This window comes from Promicromonospora vindobonensis, from assembly GCF_042685865.1.
GTDB classification, from domain to species: domain Bacteria; phylum Actinomycetota; class Actinomycetes; order Actinomycetales; family Cellulomonadaceae; genus Promicromonospora; species Promicromonospora vindobonensis.
The window spans coordinates 1,539,656-1,555,089 of the sequence record NZ_JBHUOG010000001.1 but is presented as its reverse complement, the minus strand read 5'-3'; the positions used below and the strand labels follow the sequence as shown (position 1 = coordinate 1,555,089).

At 73.3% G+C, this 15,434-nt stretch carries 11 protein-coding genes; 5 read left to right on the top strand and 6 right to left on the bottom strand.

Translation table 11 applies throughout. The annotated features are described in order from the left end of the window. The first annotated feature begins 12 nt into the window (after window positions 1-12). Window positions 13-1,164 carry a glycerate kinase gene (locus ACFS27_RS07010; RefSeq protein ID WP_377181341.1) on the top strand — a complete coding sequence of 384 codons (1,152 nt, stop codon included), beginning with the start codon at window positions 13-15 and terminating at the stop codon, window positions 1,162-1,164. Here ACFS27_RS07010 and ACFS27_RS07005 read toward each other — a convergent pair. Next, a complete protein-coding gene (locus tag ACFS27_RS07005) occupies window positions 1,145-2,440 on the bottom strand; it encodes an MFS transporter (protein WP_377181339.1) in 1,296 nt (431 codons plus the stop codon). The two genes, ACFS27_RS07010 and ACFS27_RS07005, sit on opposite strands and share 20 nt — an antisense overlap. Window positions 2,441-2,512: 72 nt before the next feature. Between ACFS27_RS07005 and ACFS27_RS07000 the strand changes: the two genes are divergently transcribed. The 3 genes from ACFS27_RS07000 (at window position 2,513) to hemQ (ending at window position 5,482) form a co-directional block, all read left to right on the top strand. Beyond that, window positions 2,513-3,400: a LysR family transcriptional regulator gene (locus ACFS27_RS07000; RefSeq protein WP_377181337.1), complete on the top strand. Its 888-nt coding sequence runs from the start codon at window positions 2,513-2,515 to the stop codon at window positions 3,398-3,400. Window positions 3,401-3,543: 143 nt separating this feature from the next. Next, window positions 3,544-4,698 (top strand): ferrochelatase, encoded by a 1,155-nt coding sequence (locus tag ACFS27_RS06995; protein ID WP_377181335.1) that lies wholly within the window; start codon window positions 3,544-3,546, stop codon window positions 4,696-4,698. 34 nt (window positions 4,699-4,732) lie between these two features. Then, window positions 4,733-5,482: a hydrogen peroxide-dependent heme synthase gene (gene hemQ / locus ACFS27_RS06990; RefSeq protein WP_377181333.1), complete on the top strand. Its 750-nt coding sequence runs from the start codon at window positions 4,733-4,735 to the stop codon at window positions 5,480-5,482. 179 nt (window positions 5,483-5,661) lie between these two features. On the opposite strand, the gene ACFS27_RS06985 is transcribed toward hemQ, so the two are convergent. The 3 genes from ACFS27_RS06985 to ACFS27_RS06975 all read right to left on the bottom strand — a co-directional run bounded on the left by ACFS27_RS06985 (window position 5,662) and on the right by ACFS27_RS06975 (window position 8,991). Further along, window positions 5,662-6,495, bottom strand: a complete 834-nt coding sequence (locus ACFS27_RS06985) for a putative protein N(5)-glutamine methyltransferase (RefSeq protein ID WP_377181331.1) — start codon at window positions 6,493-6,495, stop codon at window positions 5,662-5,664. Window positions 6,496-6,619: 124 nt separating this feature from the next. After that, on the bottom strand, window positions 6,620-7,927 hold the full coding sequence (locus ACFS27_RS06980) for a Glu/Leu/Phe/Val family dehydrogenase (RefSeq protein WP_377181329.1): 1,308 nt from the start codon (window positions 7,925-7,927) through the stop codon (window positions 6,620-6,622). A 299-nt stretch (window positions 7,928-8,226) separates the two neighbouring features. Further along, window positions 8,227-8,991, bottom strand: a complete 765-nt coding sequence (locus tag ACFS27_RS06975) for an AraC family transcriptional regulator (protein ID WP_377181327.1) — start codon at window positions 8,989-8,991, stop codon at window positions 8,227-8,229. A 119-nt stretch (window positions 8,992-9,110) separates the two neighbouring features. On the opposite strand from ACFS27_RS06975, the gene ACFS27_RS06970 reads away from it, so the two are divergent. Continuing rightward, complete coding sequence (locus tag ACFS27_RS06970; RefSeq protein ID WP_377181325.1) at window positions 9,111-12,662, top strand: bifunctional proline dehydrogenase/L-glutamate gamma-semialdehyde dehydrogenase; 3,552 nt, start codon at window positions 9,111-9,113, stop codon at window positions 12,660-12,662. 162 nt (window positions 12,663-12,824) lie between these two features. Here the strand turns inward: ACFS27_RS06970 and ACFS27_RS06965 are convergent, their stop codons facing one another. Together ACFS27_RS06965 and ACFS27_RS06960 are read right to left on the bottom strand one after the other, a co-directional pair. After that, window positions 12,825-13,817, bottom strand: a complete 993-nt coding sequence (locus ACFS27_RS06965) for a LacI family DNA-binding transcriptional regulator (protein WP_377181323.1) — start codon at window positions 13,815-13,817, stop codon at window positions 12,825-12,827. Between the two features lie 29 nt (window positions 13,818-13,846). Further along, on the bottom strand, window positions 13,847-15,430 hold the full coding sequence (locus tag ACFS27_RS06960; protein ID WP_377181321.1) for a GH1 family beta-glucosidase: 1,584 nt from the start codon (window positions 15,428-15,430) through the stop codon (window positions 13,847-13,849). Window positions 15,431-15,434 lie beyond the last annotated feature (4 nt).

The following is a 15,434-nucleotide window of genomic DNA, read 5'->3' as shown; positions in this document are numbered from 1 at the left end:
TACGATCAGCGCGTGGAGCCGCTGCACGTCGTTGTCTGTCCCGACTCGTTCAAGGGCAGCCTGTCTGCTGCCGAGGTCGCGTCCGCCGTCGCCGACGGGGTGCTGGACGCCGCCCCGGACGCCGTCGTGACCCGACTGCCCATGGCGGACGGCGGCGAGGGCACCCTCGATGCGCTGCTCGCCGTCTGGGGTGGCGCCGCGCTGGTCACCGACACGGTGGACGCGATCGGCCGGCCGGCGTCGGCCCGGTGGGCCGTGTCGCCCGACGGGCGCACCGCCGTCGTCGAGCTCGCCGAGGCCAGCGGCCTGCCAGGCGTGTCCGACGCGCCGCTGCAGCCCTTGCACGCGAGCACGCGCGGCACCGGCGACGTCGCACGCGCCGCCCTCGACGCAGGGGTCGCAGAGATCCTGGTCTGTCTCGGTGGCTCCGCGTCCACGGACGGTGGCTCCGGCATCCTGACCGGGCTGGGCGCTCGCCTCCTCGACGCGGCCGGCCGGCAGGTGCCCGACGGCGGCGAGGGGCTGGCCTCCGTGGCGGCCCTCGACCTGTCCGGGCTGCACCCACGGGCTCGCGAGGTGCGCTGGCGGCTCGCCGTCGACGTCACCAACCCGCTCGTGGGCGAGCAGGGTGCGGCGCACGTGTTCGGACCGCAGAAGGGTGCGCGCGACGGCACGGCGGAGTTCCTCGACGACGCGCTGCGGCACTGGTCGGAGGTGCTCGAGCGGGAGACGGGCGCCGCGGTCGCCGAGGTGCCCGGAGCAGGCGCGGCCGGCGGCGTCCCCGCAGGGCTGATCGCCGTGCTCGGCGCCGAGACCACCCCTGGCGCCGTGCTCGTCGCCGAGGCGGTAGGCCTGCCCGCCGTGCTCGCGAGTGCCGACCTGGTCATCACGGGGGAGGGGTCCTTCGACTCCCAGTCGGTCAACGGCAAGGTGGCCGACGGCGTCGCGCAGCTCGCCGCGGCGTCGCCCACCCGTCCGCCGGTCGTGGTGGTGGCCGGCCAGGTGCTGCTCCCGGAGGCGCAGGCGCGCGCGGCGGGCATCGCCGCGGCGTTCTCGATAGCTCCCGGCCCGGTCGGGCTGGACGACCTGATCGCGCGCACCGCGCCACGCCTGCGCGACCTGGCGGCGGCAGTGACGAGCCTGGTCAGCGCGGGGCGTCGCTGACGGCTGGCCCCGCGACCTCGACGGAGGGGCGGCTCAGCCACAGCAGCGCCGCGACGGCCGCGATCACCTGCACCAGGCCGGTGACCACCAGGACCGGGCCCGCACCGAACGCGCCGATCAGCGCGCCGCCCACGAGCAGCCCTGCGGAGGCCCCACCGCTGTGCAGCACGGTCTCCGCGGTGAACGCGGTCCGGCGCTCGGCGCCCGTGGTCCGGTCCACGATGAGTGCGTTGAGCGCTGCGATCCCGAACGGCATGGTCATGCCGCCCACCGCGGACACCAGCGCAACGGCGAGCAGGTTGGGCGCGGCCAGGGGCAGCGCGAGGTACGCGACCCCGAGCATGACCCACGACACCACGATCGCCGGGATGCGAGGCAGCCGGTGCACCACGAGCGGCACCACGAACGACACGCCGACGGTCGAGGCGCCGTAGCCCGCCAGGCCCGCAGCGACCAGCTCGCCGGGCCGGTCGAGCTCGGCACCGAGCAGGGTGAGCCCGAGCGTGAACGCGAACCACGTGATGCCACCGATGCCGGCGAGCCCGATGCCCACGGCCAGCTCGGGATGGTTGCGCAGCACGGTGCGGATCGACGGCGCCGGCTCGGCCGGCGGTGCGGGCTCGACGGCCGAAGCTGCCGAAGCCGCGGATGCTTCCGACACTTCCGCGGCCGCAGATGTCGCCGAAGCTGCTGATGTCGCCGAAGCCGCCGGGACCGTCAGCATCGCCACCGCGCTCAGCGCCACCGCCGCCGCCTCGCACCACAGCAGCGGCTCGGCTCCCCACACGACCAGCAGCCACGCCCCGAGCGGCGGCGCGAAGATCATGGACGACCGGTGCGCGAGGTCCTGCCAGGCGAGGGCTCGCGCGCCGACGTCGGGCCCGTTTCCTGGCAGCTCGGCGAGGTCCGCGGTCAGGGCGCGCTGTGCCGGCGCGAGCATGGCCGACGTCGCGCCCGTGACCAGTCCCGCCGCGCACAGGACCGTCGCGCCGACGCCGACGGTCGCCACCGCCACCGGAACCAGCGCCAGCCCGATCACCTGCACGGCGAGCAGCGCCGCCAGCGCACGGCCCGACGTCAGCCGGGACCGCAGGCGCCGTCCCCACCACGCGGAGGTGAGCAGCGGCAGGCCGGCGAAGCCGCCGACGAGACCGGTGGTCCAGGCATCGCCGGTCTGGTCTAGCGCGACCAGCGGGAGCGCGACGGCGGTGATGCGCTGACCGGTCCAGGTGACGAAGGTCGTGGCGGTCAGCGTGACGAGGTGTGGGTGACGCACGCTGCCATCCTGCGGCGGCCGCTGGGTGGCCGGTAGAGGGTCGTCCCGCATGAGCCGACATAGGCTGGTGCTATGGCCTCATATCCCACGGTCGAGGACCTCCGGCTGGTCGACGCCGTCGCGCGGCACGGTTCGCTCGGCGCCGCCGCACGCGAGCTGCTGGTGAGCCAGCCGTCGGCGAGCCAGCGGCTGGCCGCGCTGGAGCGGCGCGTGGGCACCGTCCTGTTCGACCGGGACACCACCGGCGCACGGCCCACCGCGGCCGGGCGGGCGTTCTGCGACCAGGCCACGCACGTGCTCGATCACCTGGGTGCGATGGTGGAGCGCACGCTCGTGGCGGCGCAGTCGCGCACGGTGTCGGTCGGCACCATCCCGAGCCTCGCGGGCACGCTGTTCGCGGTGCTGGACGTGCTCCTCGACGACGTGGTCGTCCAGCCCGAGGTGGAGCACGGCCCGCGACTGCTGGAGTGGGTAGAGCGGGGAACGCTCGACGCGGCGTTCGTGACCATCGCGAAGCAGGTCCCGATCGCCAGAGGGCTGGTGGTCACGGAGGTCGGGCAGCACGATCTGGTGATGCTCCTGCCCGACGGGGCACCGGGGCGTGGGCAGGGGCGCCGGCCGTACGCGGGGCAGACGGTGGTCTGCTGCGCGCTCGACCTGTCCAGGGACGTCCTGCTGCGCCGGCTGACCGATCTCGGTGCGCACGCCCGGCAGGCGGCCACGGCGGAGTCGGCCGTGCGGACCGCGCGGGAGCGGCGCTGCGCCGTCGTCGTGCCCGACCTGGTGGCGCACTGGTACGCGGCCCCCGGTGACCGGATCGAGCCGGCGCCGGTCCGGTCCAGGGTCCGGCTGTCGTTGGTGACGCGCAGCCCGGCACCCGACGACCTGGTCGACGTGCTCCCTGGCCTGCGAGAACGGCTCGACCGGGGCAATGTGCACGCGCGCGGGAGGGTGTCCTGAACCCCGGCTGTCAGGAGTAGCGGACACCCGGGTGATCGGTGCTGCTGCCGTAGCTGCGTTCTGACAGGTCGTCGCATCGATGTCACGTCCCGTTCGCCCCTCTCCGGGCGGACCGGCGCTCCGGACGGTGGAAAGATGGGCGCATGCCCGCGAACCTCCCCCAGCCTGCGGCGCAGGACGCCGCACCGTACGACGCCTTGCTGCTCTACTCCTTCGGTGGCCCGAACGAACCGGAGGACGTGGTGCCGTTCCTGCGCAATGTCACCGCAGGCAAGGGCATCCCGGACGAGCGGCTCGAAGAGGTGGGCGAGCACTACTACGGGTTCGGTGGCAAGAGCCCGATCAACGAGCAGAACCTCGCGCTGAAGGCGGCGCTCGAGGCCGAGCTCGCCGCCCGGGGACTCGACCTGCCCGTCGTGTGGGGCAACCGCAACTGGGCGCCGTACACCAACGACGCGGTCGACGAGCTGGAGCAGCTCGGGGCCAAGCGCGCCGTCGCGCTCGTGACGAGCGCCTACGCGTCCTACTCGGGCTGTCGCCAGTACCGCGAGGACCTCGCGGTGACGCTGGACAAGCGCGGACAGCTCGGCACCGACGGGTCCACCGGCGTCCAGTTCGACAAGATCCGCGCGTACTTCAACCACCCCGGCTTCGTGCAGGCCAACGTCGACGCCGTCGCGGAGGCCTACGCGGACCTCGAGGCGAAGGGCGGCTCGGGCGCCGACGCGAAGCTCGTGTTCGTGACGCACTCGATCCCGGACACCATGGAGGCGGCGTCGCGGATCTCGCACGCCACCTACTCCGAGCAGCACCTGGACCTCGCGGGCGTCGTCGCCGCACAGGTCGCCGAGCGGCTCGGTCACGACGTGCCGTGGGACCTCGCGTACTGCTCGCGCTCCGGTCCGCCGAGCCAGCCGTGGCTCGAGCCGGACGTCAACGACCACCTGGAGGCCCTTGCCGCCGACGGTCTGCGCAACGTGGTCCTCTCCCCGATCGGGTTCGTCTCCGACCACATGGAGGTGGCCTACGACCTGGACACGGAGGCGCTGGCCACGGCGAACGACCTCGGCCTGGTCGCGGTACGAGCCGGCACCGTCGGCACCCGTGAGCCCTTCGTCAGCGGTCTGGTGGACCTGGTGCTGGAGCGCGCAGCGCTTGCCCGCGGCGACGACGTCACCGAGGCGACCGTAGGCTCGCTGCCGGCGCTCCGCTCCGTCTGCGCACCTGGTTGCTGCCTGCGGCGCGACGGCGAACCGACCGGCGTCCCGGCGCTGTGCAGCACCGACCTGTACTCCTGAGGCCTGTGGGAGGGCCACGATCGAGAGGCACCACATGAACGAGATACACGTCCACGGAGACACCGGCGCCGAGATCGATTCCGCCGCGATCAACGAGGGCATCAGGTACACGATGTTCTCGGTCTTCTCCGTGACGGAGACGCTCCCGGCGGACGAGGCCGAGCGCAAGGCCGTCGTGGCCGACGCGGAGGCCGCGATCGGCGGTGGCGCCGACCCGGCAGCTACCACGGGGGACCTCGTGACCCGCGGCTGGTACGACGTGGGCGGCCTGCGGTCCGACGCCGACCTCATGCTCTGGACCCACGGGCCGTCGATCGAGGCGGTGCAGGGTGCCTACCAGGCGCTGCGCGCGTCCGAGCTGGGCCGTTCCCTCGAGCCGGTGTGGTCGGTCGCCGCGCTGCACCGGCCCGCCGAGTTCAACCGCGGGCACGTCCCGGCGTTCCTCGCGGGCGAGGCGCCGCGCGACTACATCTGCGTCTACCCGTTCGTGCGGTCCTACGACTGGTACCTGCTGCCCGAGGACGAGCGCCGCACCCTGCTGCGGGACCACGGCATGGCGGCCGCCGGCTACAAGGACGTGCGGGCCAACACCGTCTCCGCGTTCGCGCTCGGTGACTACGAGTGGATCCTCGCGTTCGAGGCCGACGAGCTGCACCGCATCGTCGACCTGATGCGCGACCTGCGGGCGACCGAGGCGCGCCGCCACGTGCGCGAGGAGATCCCGTTCTTCACGGGCCCCCGCACGACCCTGGAGGCGTGGGCGTCCCGCCAGCCTCTGAGCTGATCCGGCTGATTCGGCGCTCGGGCTCCGCGAGCGCGTGTCGGCCACGGCGTGTCGGGCTCGGGAGGAGACCACGAATGCGGGGTGTGTTGCTCTGCGTAGACATTGTCCACGCAGAGCAACACACCCCGCATTCGTACAGTCCCCCCGCGACCGGTCGTCCGCCCCATCCTGCCGCGCGGCTACTCCGGCAGGGTGGCGGCCAGGGCCGTGGCGCCCAGCTCGTCGTCGGACAGGACGGTCGCCCTCAGCCCGGCGGCCGTCATGTGCCCGACGGCGGCGCTCACCTGACCGTCGCCCGTCTCGACGAGCAGGTGTCCGCCCGGGCGCAGAAGTTTCGGGGCCAGGTCGATCACGCGCCGCAGGATCGCCAGCCCGTCGTCGCCGCCGTCGAGTGCCGCATGCGGCTCGTGCTCCCGGGCCTCGGGCGGCATCAGGCTGATCGCGTCGGTCGGCACGTACGGTGCGTTCGCGACCAGGACGTCGACGCGGCCCCACACCTCGGCCGGGAGGGGGTCGGCGAGGTCGCCCGCGTAGGTGTGCGCCGTGAGCGCGCCGGCCTGGGGCGCGGCAGCGTCGTCGGCCAGTGTCTTGAGGTTGTCGTGGGCGCAGGTCACAGCCACGGGGTCGACATCGGCGGCGTGGATCTCGACGTCGCGTCCCGTCGCGAGGAGACGGGACGCGACCGCCCCGCCGAGCGCGCCGCAGCCGCAGCACAGGTCGACCAGCAGGATGGTGCCTGCCGCGGTCCCGTCACCGGCCGCGCGCTCCGCCGCCTCCCGGACCAGCAGCTCGGACCGTTGGCGCGGGACGAACACCCTCGGCGCGACGAGCCAGCGCCGGCCGTCGAGCTCGGCCCAGCCGACCAGGTGCTCCAGCGGCAGCCCGTCGACCCGTGCGGAGACGAGCCGTTCGAGCCGCGCGGCGTCACCGTCGGCGGCCTCGGTCAGGATCCGTGCCTCGTCCTCGGCGAAGACACAGCCGGCAGAGCGAAGCCGTGCCACAAGTTGGTCCACGGCCTGAGCGTAGGCGAGCCACCGCCGGGGAGGCCATTCGCCCGGCGGCAGAGGAGGCCCGGTGCGAGATCGGTCCGACGGACGCGCAGGGCACCAGGGTGGCCTGCGCGTCCGACACGACAGATCAGGGGTACAGGCCCCGGATCTGGTGCGCCTCCGCGACCCGCTTGACCCCGATCACCAGGGCGGCGTCCCGCAGGGACAGGCCCTCGCGCTGTGCCAGGGCCGAGACCTCCGCGTACGCGGTGGTCATGCGGTGCTCCAGCTTGTCGGCGATCTCGGCCTCGGTCCACCAGTACGTCTGGTTCGCCTGGACCCACTCGAAGTAGGAGACGACCACGCCGCCGGCGTTCGCCAGGACGTCCGGGACCACCGTAACGGAGTTCTTCGCGAGCAGGGCGTCGCCCGCCGCGGTCGTGGGGCCGTTGGCGCCTTCGACCACCCATCGGGCCTTGACGCTGCCTGCGGTGGTCTCGTCGAGCACGCCCTCGATCGCGGCAGGGACGAGCACATCGACGTCGAGCGCGAGCAGGTCGGTGTTCGAGACCCGGTCGGCGTCGGGGAAGTCCACCACCGAGCCGGTGCGCTGTACGTGCTCCATGAGCCGGGGCACGTCGAGACCGCCGTCGGCCCGGATGCCGCCGTACTGGTCACTCACGGCGACGACGCGGGAACCGCGTGCGGCGAAGATCGCCGCCGCGTGCGAACCCACCTTGCCGAAGCCCTGGATGGCGACGGACACGTCGCTCAGGCCGATACCCGCCTCGGCGAGCGCGGCGGACGTGACGTGCACGATGCCCGCCGACGTCGCGGTCCCGCGACCCAACGAGCCGCCCACCGCGAGGGGCTTGCCGGTCACGACCGCTGGGATGGTGTACCCGCGGTTGACCGAGTAGGTGTCCATGACCCAGGCCATGGTCTGGGCGTCGGTGCCCATGTCCGGGGCCATGATGTCGGTGTCCGGGCCGATCATCGGCATGATCTCCGACGTGTACCGCCGGGTGACCCGCTCCAGCTCGCTCTGGGAGTAGCCGCGGGGGTCGATCGCGACGCCGCCCTTGGCGCCGCCGTACGGCAGGTTGACCACCGCACACTTCCAGGTCATCCACATGGCCAGCGCCCGTACCTCGTCGACGTCGACCGAGGGGTGGTAGCGCAGGCCTCCCTTGCCGGGGCCGAGGCTGACGTTGTGCTGCACCCGGAAACCGTGGAAGAGCACGGTCTCGCCCGAGTCGCGGCGGAGCGGCACGGCGACGTGGATCTCACGGCGCGGTGTCGCGAGCATGCGATGCAGGCCCTCGTCGTAGCCGAGGATCTCCGCCGCTGTGGCGAGCTGCGCGTGCGCGGTCGCGAGGGCGGAACCCTCAGTGGGAGATCCAGCGGGTGCGAAGCTGGGTGGTGATGCGGGTGTGGACGTCGTTGTCGTCGTCACGTGGGTCCTCCGGGGAGAACGGCGCCGACCGCCGCCAGGCGGGACGCGGGTGTCGCGGCGCGGGGTTTGCGCCTCGACACAACCGTATCGCTTCGACTGGCCATGGTGCGCGACGGCGAAGGGACTGTCCGGTGATTTTCCTGTGGTTGCCGTGTCACGGGAAAAATCAGCGCTTCACGAGCTTCCGAGCGCCCTGCGCTGCACCTTCGGCTCAGGCTCTGTCCTTGGCGCCTGAGCCTGCGGTTCCGCTCCGGGCGCGTGCCTCGTTCCTCGGCCCGCACCCTGCGTGCACCTTCGGCTCAGGCGCGCCGCGAGCGGGTGCGGAACGACGACGGCGTCTCGCCGGTCAGCCGGGCGAAGGTCCGGGAGAACGACGGCTGGTCGTAGAACCCAGCGGCCGCAGCGACCTGCGCCAGCGGCACCGTGCTGGAGGTCAGCAGGTGCGCGGCCCGGTCGACCCGCAGCCGCAGCACGAGCTGGCGCGGCGAGAGCCCGAAGACCCGGCGGACCCGGCGGTCGAGGGACGCCGGGCTGCAGCCGGCGAGGACGGCGAGGTCGGCAACGGACGGCACCTCGCCACGTTCCAGCAGGTCCTCGATGTCGCCGCGCAACCGGGCCATGGCCTGGATCGTCGCGTCGTCGGCGTCGCCGGAACGGAGGTCCTGCGACACGGACACCAGGCCGACGTAGGCGCCGGACTCGTCGTGCAGAGGCAGCTTGGAGGTGAGGAACCAGCCGGGTGCTCCGCCGACGTGCCGGATCAGCTCGAGCTCGCCCCGCAACGGCTTGTCAGTGGTGCGGACCCGGATGTCCTGGCTCTCGTAACGCTCGGCGAGCTCGGGGACGAACAGGTCGGCGGCGCGCTTGCCGATCACGTCGCGCCGCGACCGTTCTCGCGTGCGCCCCACGAAGACCTGGTTGACCAGCACGTACCGTCCGTCGGCGTCCTTGGCGCAGAACATGACGCCGGACAGCTCGTCCATGAGGGAGACCATGGCGGGATTCAGTGCGGCCAGCAGGGCCTTCGTCTCAGGCCGAGCGGCGCCGTTCGACGGGTTGCTCATCGCGATCTGATGCTACGCGGCAGGTAGCGACGGCGCGGCCGCCCTCTTGGCGAAAACCGGTGCGGATAGCGAGTGATCCCGCCAATACATCCGACCGGCTCCGGGTGCACCCTGGGAGGATGAAGACCTCTGCTCGGCGCGCGAGCGCCGCTTCCGCCGCAGTCCCGACCGGGGGCGCAGGCGCACCGGACAGCGCCACGCCGTCGGCTCCGACCGAGCCGTCCGCGAAGCCCGCCGCCGACACGCTGGTCGAGGACGCCGTAGCCCTCGCCAGGACGTGGATCGGCACCGCCACCGGCGCAGCCGCCGGCGACACCCCCACCGGCAGCGGCGCGGCCGTAGGCAGGACCAGGACCGACAAGGCCGTCGCCCGCGCGTCCGCTGCGCTCGGCGCGCTCGTCTCCGACCCGGCCGGCCTGGAGCTCGCCGTCGGGTTCGTCGACGACGTCGCCCGCCCGCAGGACACCCAGGTCGCCGCGAAGGCCCTCGCCCGGCTGGGCAAGCAGGCGGGCAGCGCCACGTTCCTCAGCCCGACCGACCGTGCCCTGTTCCGGGCCGGCGCCCTGGCCGCCCCGGTGTTTCCCGGCATCGTGGTCCCCGCCGCCCGCATGCGCCTTCGCCAGCTCGTCGGGCATCTCGTCGCCGATGCAGGCGCCGGGCTCACGGCGCATCTCGCCCGCACCCGCGCCGAGGGCTACATCCTCAACGTGAACCTGCTCGGCGAGGCCGTCCTCGGCGAGGAGGAGGCGGCGGCCCGGCTGGCCCGCACCGTCGCGCTCGTGGAGCGGCCCGACGTCGACTACGTGTCGGTCAAGGTCTCCAGCGTCGCCGCACAGCTGGTCACGTGGGACCTCGAGGGTTCCCGTGACCGCGTCGTCGAGCAGCTGCTGCCGCTGTACCGCGCTGCCCGCGACCACGGGGTCTTCCTCAACCTCGACATGGAGGAGTACCGCGACCTCGCCCTGACGACGGCGGTGTTCACCGCGATCCTCGGGCGCGACGAGTTCCGCGACCTGGAGGCAGGCATCGTGCTGCAGGCCTACCTGCCGGACGGTCTCGGTGCCCTGGACGGCCTCACCGAGTTCGCCACCCAGCGCGTCGCCGACGGCGGTGCGCGCATCAAGGTCCGCATCGTCAAGGGCGCGAACCTCGCGATGGAGCACGTCGAGGCCACCCTGCACGACTGGGCCCAGGCGCCCTACCCGACCAAGGCCGACGTCGACGCCAACTACGTCCGCATGCTCGACCACGCGCTGCGCCCCGAGCGGGCGCAGGCCGTCCGCATCGGGGCGGCGTCGCACAACCTGTTCCACGTCGCGCTCGCGATCCTGCTCGGCCGTGCGCGCGGCGTCTCCGAGGCGCTCGACGTCGAGATGCTGCAGGGCATGGCGCCGACGGAGGCCGCTGCGGTCCGCGACGAGGTAGCCAAGGACCAGGGCCGGGTGGTGCTGTACACCCCCGTGGTGCGCGACGAGGACTTCGACGTCGCGATCTCCTACCTGGTGCGGCGCCTGGAGGAGAACGCGACGGAGCAGAACTTCCTGCACGCGGCGTTCGCTCCCGCCTCGACCAGCTCCGAACCACCGATGGACCGGCAGGAGGCCGCGTTCCGCGCATCGGTCGCCCTTGGCGTGCACTACTCGCCCGCCGACGTCACCCCGCGCCGTCGTCCGCGCCCCGCACCGCAGCCGCTGACGGGCCCGTTCCACAACGCCGTCGACACCGACCCGTCGGTCGAAGCGCACCGCACGTGGGCGCAGGACGTCACCGGCCTGCGCTCCGGGTACGTTCCTGCGATCGCGGAGCCGCTGGCGACGTCCGCCCAGGTGGACGAGGTCGTGGCGCTCGCCCGCCGCGCCGCCGCGGCGTGGTCCAAGGTCTCCGCGCCGGACCGGGGCCGCGTGCTCCGTGCGGCGGCCAAGCACCTCGAGGCCGCGCGCACCGACCTCGTCGCCGCGATGGTGCACGAGGCAGGCAAGACGGTCGCGGAGGCGGACCCGGAGGTCAGCGAGGCGGTGGACTTCGCCGCCTACTACGCCCAGGCGGCAGAGGCCCTCGACCCGACGTCCGAGGCCTGGCCCGGAGCGCGCTTCACGCCCGACGGCGTCACCCTCGTCACGCCGCCGTGGAACTTCCCCGTCGCGATCCCGATCGGCGGGGTGCTCGCGGGCCTCGCGGCCGGGACCGCGGTGATCGCCAAGCCCGCGCCGCCCACGCCGCGCTGCCTGGAGATCGCCGTCGAGGCCGTGCACGCCGCGCTCGACGAGGTCGCCCAGGAGATCGGGCTCGACTCGGCGCTCGCCCGCGACGTCGCGCAGTTCGTCCGGGTGCCCGACGGCGACCTCGGCCGTCGGCTCGTGACGCACGACGGCGTGTCACGGGTGATCCTGACCGGGGCCATCGAGACAGCGGAGATGTTCGCCTCCTGGCGCCCTGAGCTGCCGGTGCTCGCCGAGACGTCGGGCAAGAACGCGCTGATCGTCACCCCGTCGGCAGATCTCGACCTGGCCGTCGCGGACGTCGTGCGCTCCGCCTTCGGGCACGCGGGACAGAAGTGCTCCGCTGCCTCGCTCGTGATCCTCGTCGGCTCCGTCGGCGACCCCCGCACCGCGACCGGCGAGCGGTTCCGGCGGCAGCTGACCGACGCCGTCGCGTCGCTCGCCGTCGGGCCCGCGACGGACCTGGCGACCGTGATGGGACCGCTCACCGAGCCGGCACAGGGCAAGCTGCTGCGCGCCCTGACCACGCTGGAGCCCGGCGAGACCTGGCTCGTGCGGCCGCGCCGGCTGGACTCGGTCGCGCGCGACGCCGGCCTCGGCCGCGGCCGCCTCTGGACTCCCGGGGTGCGCGACGGTGTCCGCCCCGGCTCGTTCTTCCACCTGACCGAGTGCTTCGGCCCGGTGCTCGGCATCATGACCGCTCGCGACCTGGACGAGGCGCTCGCGCTGCAGAACGCCGTGTCGTTCGGCCTCACGGGCGGGATCCACTCCCTCGACGACGTCGAGGTGGACCGCTGGCTCGACCGGGTCGAGGTCGGCAACGCGTACGTGAACCGGCACATCACCGGCGCGATCGTGCAGCGCCAGTCGTTCGGCGGCTGGAAGGCCTCGTCGGTGGGCCCTGGCGCCAAGGCCGGCGGCCCCAACTACATCGCGCAGCTCGGGCGGTGGGAGGACGCGCCCGACGTGCCGTCGCGCACGGCGGACCCGGCCGGCTGGCTCGCCTGGGCCCGGGCCGACGACGACCGGGCCTGGGTCACCGAGTTCGCGCCTGAGCACGACCCGTCGGCGCTCGGTGTCGAGACGAACGTCTTCCGCTACCGGCCGGTCCCCGGCATCACGGTGCGGGTCGGCTCTGACGCGCCGGACGTCGAGGTGCAGCGCGTGCTCGCCGCAGCGGCCCGCGCGGACGTGCCCGCGACCGTCGTCGGGCAGCGGGAGATGACTGACGAGGCGTTCGCAGAGGCCGTCGCCGACGGCAGGGTGACCGGCCGGATCCGCGTGGTGGGCGAGGCCCCCGGCCTGCGCGACGCCGCGGCCAGTCGTCTCGGGTCGGCCACCGTGCTGGACGCCCCGGTCCTGGCGAGCGGCCGTCGCGAGCTGCTGACGATGCTGAGGGAGCAGGCGGTCAGCCGCACGATGCACCGCTACGGCCACCTCCGCACCGCATAACGGACCGCCGAACGGCTCGGGGTTACTGCCTGAATGCGGGGTGTGTTGCTCTGCGTAGGCAATGTCTACGCAGAGCAACACACCCCGCATTCGTAGGCGTTCCGCAGGGTCTCGACAGGCCCTGCCGGCAGGGGCGGCTCGATCAGCCGACCCGCAGCGTCGTCAGGCCGAGTCGCCCTCTATGAGGCGGGGGGCGAAGATGCGGCGCTCGTCGCGGACCGGCCGCCCCGCGACCAGGTCGACCAGCATGCTCGTCGCGGCGCCGACCATCTGCACCACCGGGTTGTGGACCGTGGTGAGGCGCGGGGAGGTCGTCTCGGCGATGCCGAGGTCGTCGAACCCGACCACGGAGACGTCGCCCGGCACCGACCGGCCGCGGTCGGCGAGCACGCGCAGCGTGGCCTCCGCCATCAGGTCGGACGCGGCGAAGATGCCGTCAAGGTCCAGGTGCTGGTCCAGCAGCCGGCCGGCTGCGACGACGGCCCCCGCAGACGTGAAGTCGCCCTCGACGATCGCGTCGTCGGGCAGGCCGGCGTCGCGGAGGGCGTCCCGCCACCCGATCATGCGGTCCACCCCCGCCGGCATGTCGAGCGGCCCGGTGATGGTGCCGATGCGCCGTCGCCCACGGTCGATCATCCGCTGGGTCGCGATGCGCCCGCCCGTGACGTTGTCGACGTCCACGTAGCGCAGGCCGCGGGAGAACTGTGGGTCGGGCTCGAAGAGACGCCCCACGAAGACGGCGGGCAGCATGGTGGGGCCGAGCTCCGTCTCGAGCTGGTCGCCCTGGTGGTGCGACGCCACGATGACGCCGTCCACGTGACCGCTGCGCAGGTAGCGGCCCACCCGCCCGCGCTGCTCGCCCGGCCGGGCGAGCAGCAGCACGAGCTGCAGGTCCGTCCCGGCCAGCCCTTCGCTCACCCCCGCGAGGGTGCCGCTGAGGAACGGGTCGGTGAGGATGCGCTGGTCCGGCTCCGGCACCACGAGGGCGATCGAGTCGGTCCGCCGGGTCACGAGGGACCTGGCGGCGCGGTTCGGTGCGTACCCGAGGCGGGCGACGGCGTCGTCCACCGCCGCCTGCGCCTCGGGCGAGACTCGCAGGCCACCGTTGATGGCGCGCGACGCGGTCGACCGGGAGACCCCGGCGGCCTGCGCCACGTCGTCCAGGGTAGGTGGGCCTGAGGTCGTCACGCCTTGGAAACCGCCTTGTCTCCGCCGTTGTCGTCGCGTCCGTGCGGCAAGGGCGTCGCCGATCGCTCCGGAACGGCGTTGGCCCGCGCGACCTGACCGTACCAGCGGCCGGACGCCTTCACCGTGCGCTCCTGCGTCTCGTAGTCGACGCGCACGAGCCCGAAGCGCTTGCCGTAGCCCCACGCCCACTCGTAGTTGTCGAGCAGCGACCAGCCGAAGTAGCCGCGCACGTCGGCGCCCTCGTCGATGGCGTCCTTGATGGCGCGCAGGTGCACGTCGATGAACGCGAGGCGCTCCTGGTCGTCGACGAACCCGTCGGGCCCTGCGACGTCGTCGTAGGCGCTGCCGTTCTCCGTCACGTACAGCGCGATGCCGCGCGGTCCCGTGTAGTCCTGCTGGAGCCGCAGGAGGAGCCGGGTCAGGCCCTCGGGCTGGACCTCCCAGTTCTGGTCGGTGACGGGCAGGCCACGCGGGTGCGTGTACGCGCCGTCACCACCGGGGAACGGGGACGACGACGGGCGGGTCACCGGGGCGCCGCCCTCCAGGGGCCGCTCGGCGGGCTTCGCCGAGACGGCGTTGCCGTGGTAGTAGTTCACGCCGAGCGAGTCGATGGGCGTCGAGATGATCTCGAGGTCGCCCTCCTGGATGTGCCGCTCGAGGCCGTACTCGCGCACGTCCTCCAGCACGTCCTCCGGGTAGGCGCCGCGCAGGATCGGGTCGGCGAAGATCCGCGTGAACCCGCCGTCGAGCCGGCGCGCGGCGTCGACGTCGGCGGGGTCGTCCGGGTTCAGCGGGTCCTCGACCTCGAAGTTGAGGGTGATGCCGAGATTCGCCTCGGGCGCCCGCTCACGCAGCGCCTGCACCGCGAGGCCGTGGCCGAGCGACAGGTGGTGCGCCGCCGCGAGGCCGTCCTCGCGGGACTGCCGACCCGGTGCGTGCTGGCCGCCCGTGTAGCCGAGGAACGCGGCGCACCACGGCTCGTTGAGCGTGGTCCAGACGTCGACGCGGTCACCGATGGCCTCGTGCATGGTCACGGCGTAGTCGCGGAACCGGTAGGCGGTGTCGCGGTTGACCCAGCCGTTCGACTCGGCCTCGATCGCCTGCGGGAGGTCCCAGTGGTAGAGCGTGAGCCAGGGCAGGATGCCGGCGCCCAGCAGCTCGTCCACGAGCCGGTCGTAGTACGCGAGACCCGCCGGGTTGACCTCGCGGCCGCCGGGGACCACGCGGGCCCACGACGTCGAGAACCGGTAGGCCTTGATGCCGAGGTCCTTCATGAGCGCGACGTCGGCCGGGTAGCGGTGGTACTGGTCGCAGGCGACCTCGCCGTCGTCCTGGTTGAGCACGGCGCCCGGGACCTTGGCGAAAACGTCCCAGACGGAGTCCTCGCGGCCGTCCTCGTGGGCGGCGCCCTCGACCTGGTAGGCGGCGGTGGCCGCGCCCCAGAGGAAGCCGTCGGGGAACGGGACGGCGCCGGCCGTGTTCGACGTCGGCGCCGTCCTCGGCGCGGTCGGTGTGTACGGCAGGGCGATGCCGGGCGCCGGCACCCGCAGCGTCCCTGTGGTCTTGACGTTCAACGTCATCTCC

Excerpts from the sequence above, each read along its gene's own strand:
- ACFS27_RS07000 (WP_377181337.1), top strand. The coding sequence starts at position 2,513 with ATGGCCTCATATCCCACGGTCGAGGACCTCCGGCTGGTCGACGCCGTC.
- ACFS27_RS06995 (WP_377181335.1), top strand. The coding sequence starts at position 3,544 with ATGCCCGCGAACCTCCCCCAGCCTGCGGCGCAGGACGCCGCACCGTAC.
- hemQ (WP_377181333.1), top strand. The coding sequence starts at position 4,733 with ATGAACGAGATACACGTCCACGGAGACACCGGCGCCGAGATCGATTCC.
- ACFS27_RS06975 (WP_377181327.1), bottom strand. The coding sequence starts at position 8,991 with ATGAGCAACCCGTCGAACGGCGCCGCTCGGCCTGAGACGAAGGCCCTG.
- ACFS27_RS06970 (WP_377181325.1), top strand. The coding sequence starts at position 9,111 with ATGAAGACCTCTGCTCGGCGCGCGAGCGCCGCTTCCGCCGCAGTCCCG.
- ACFS27_RS06960 (WP_377181321.1), bottom strand. The coding sequence starts at position 15,430 with ATGACGTTGAACGTCAAGACCACAGGGACGCTGCGGGTGCCGGCGCCC.